Source organism: Streptomyces sp. FH025 (genome assembly GCF_017427025.1).
Lineage (GTDB): Bacteria > Actinomycetota > Actinomycetes > Streptomycetales > Streptomycetaceae > Kitasatospora.
This window is the reverse complement of sequence record NZ_JAFLNG010000936.1, coordinates 1-2,427: the sequence shown is the minus strand read 5'-3', so window position 1 is coordinate 2,427 and position 2,427 is coordinate 1. Positions and strand designations below refer to the sequence as shown.

Genomic DNA, 2,427 nt, shown 5'->3' with positions numbered 1-2,427 from the left:
CACGGTGGCCGTCGCGGTGATGCCGAGCCGGTTGCCCCTGGCACGCAGGGCTTTGTGTCGCATGCGCGTCCTCCAGACGGGTGGGGTACCGCCGCGCGGGTGGGAGGCGCGGCGGACGGAGGTGTGGCGTCATCGTGGGGTGGCGCGCCCGGCATGGGAAGAGCCCGCAGCGCTCGCCGGTGACGGCCGGCGGGCCCGCCGGGGGCGGGACCACGGCGGCGACCAGCGGCGGAGCCCGGCCCCCGCAGCCGTGGGCCGTTCGGCTCCACAGCATGTAAGTTTCAGCGTCTCGTGGGAGCGCTCCCGCGACTATTGACGACGTTTCGGGGGCCCTGGCTTGATGTGAAGGGATCGCCGCGCCCCCGATCTGGGCGCGTTCCCACCACATTCTGCGATCCCGTCAGGAATCCCACCCCTCCGAAAGGACCCGGACGTGCCCCATACCGTCCTGCGTCGTCTACGCACGGCAGCGGCCGCCTCGCTGCTCGGCGTCACCGGCCTGCTGCCGAGCATCGGCGCCGCCACCCCCGCGCACGCGGCCACCGTCCACGTCGCCAACCCGTTCGCCGGGGCGACCGGCTACCTCAACCCCGACTACACGGCCGAGGTGAACGCCCAGGCCTCCGCCGACGGCGGCGCCCAGGGCGCTCTCGAAGCGCAGGTCGCCGCCAACCCCACCGCCGTCTGGATGGACCACATCGGCGCGATCGCCGGCGACGGCGGGCGGCTCGGCCTCCAGGCCCACCTGGACCACGCCCTCGCCCAGCAGCAGCAGTCAGGCACGCCGGTCGTCCTCCAGGTCGTCGTCTACGACCTGCCCGGCCGGGACTGCGCCGCCATCGCCTCCAACGGCGAACTCCCCGCCACAGCGGCGGGGTTGAACACGTACGAGACGCAGTACATCGACCCGATCGCGGCCGTCCTCGCCAACCCGAAGTACGCGGGCCTGCGGATCGCGGCCATCATCGAGCCGGACTCCCTGCCCAACACCGTCACCAACCAGTCCAAGCCGGCCTGCGCCACCGCCGCGCCGTACTACGAATCGGGCATCGAGTACGCGCTCAACAAGCTGCACGCGATCCCCAACGTGTACAACTACCTGGACATCGGCCACGCGGGCTGGCTCGGCTGGTCCACCAACATGGTGCCGGCGGGCCAGGAGTACGCCAAGGTCGCCCGGGCCACCACCGCCGGGTTCGCCAGCGTCGACGGCTTCATCAGCGACACCGCCAACACCACCCCGCTGACCGAGCCGTTCCTGACCAACCCGGACCTCACCGTCGGCGGGCAGCCGCTGAAGTCGGCCAACTTCTACCAGTACAACCCCGTGTTCGACGAGTACCACTACAACACCGCGATGTACTCCACCCTGGTGTCCAACGGGTTCCCGAGCAGCATCGGCATGCTGGTCGACACCTCGCGCAACGGCTGGGGCGGCCCCGCCCGGCCCACCGCGCTCAACTCCGGCCCCACCACGGTGGACGCGTACGTCGCGGCCAACAAGGTCGACCGGAAGCCCTTCCGCGGCGACTGGTGCAACATCGAAGGCGCTGGCATCGGCGCCCGCCCGCAGGCCCAGCCGTACGGCGCGGGCAGCCCGATCATCGCCTTCCTGTGGGTCAAGCCGCCGGGTGAGTCGGACGGCGACTACCCGAGCGCCACCCACCCCCACGGCGACCCGCACTGCGACCCGAACGGCACCCAGACCGACGGGAACGGCAACACCTACCCCACCGGCTCCATGTCCGAGGGCAACGTCCCGGCGGGCCAGTGGTTCCCCGCCCAGTTCCGGCAACTGGTCCAGAACGCCTACCCCGCGTTCGACGGCTCCGGCGGCACCACCACCGGCCCGACCGCGCCGAGCGGACTGACCGTCACCGGTACCACCAGCAGCAGCGTGTCGCTCAGCTGGACGGCCTCCACCGGCCCGGCCGCCGTGACCGGCTACTCGGTGTACCGGAACGGGGCCAAGGTCGCGACCGCGACCGGCACGAGCTACACCGACTCCGGGCTCTCCCCCGCCACCGCCTACCGGTACACCGTCACCGCGCAGGACGCAGCCGGGAACACCTCCCCAGCCTCCGCCGCGGTGACCGCCACCACGGCGACGTCCGGCGGTGGCGGCAGCAGCAGCGGCTGCTCCGCCACCTACGCGGTCGGCAGTGACTGGGGCAACGGCTTCACGGCCAGTGTCACCGTCGCCAACACCGGCACCACGGCGACCAAGTCCTGGACCGTCACCTGGAGTTGGGGCGGCAACCAGCAGATCACCAACAGCTGGAGCGCCACCACCGCCCAGAGCGGCGCCGCCGTGACGGCCGCCAGCCAGGCGTACAACGGCGCCCTGGCGCCGAACGCCACCACCAGCTTCGGCTTCCAGGCGACCTACTCGGGCGGCAACACCGCCCCGTCGCTGACCTGCACCGC

Annotated in this window: 1 protein-coding gene; it reads left to right on the top strand. The window is 72.0% G+C overall.

Annotated features, from left to right (window positions below; all coding sequences use genetic code 11):
- Nucleotides 1-433: 433 nt before the first annotated feature.
- On the top strand, nucleotides 434-2,427 hold a 1,994-nt coding region (locus J0670_RS40110; RefSeq protein WP_207816832.1), incomplete at its 3' end, for a glycoside hydrolase family 6 protein.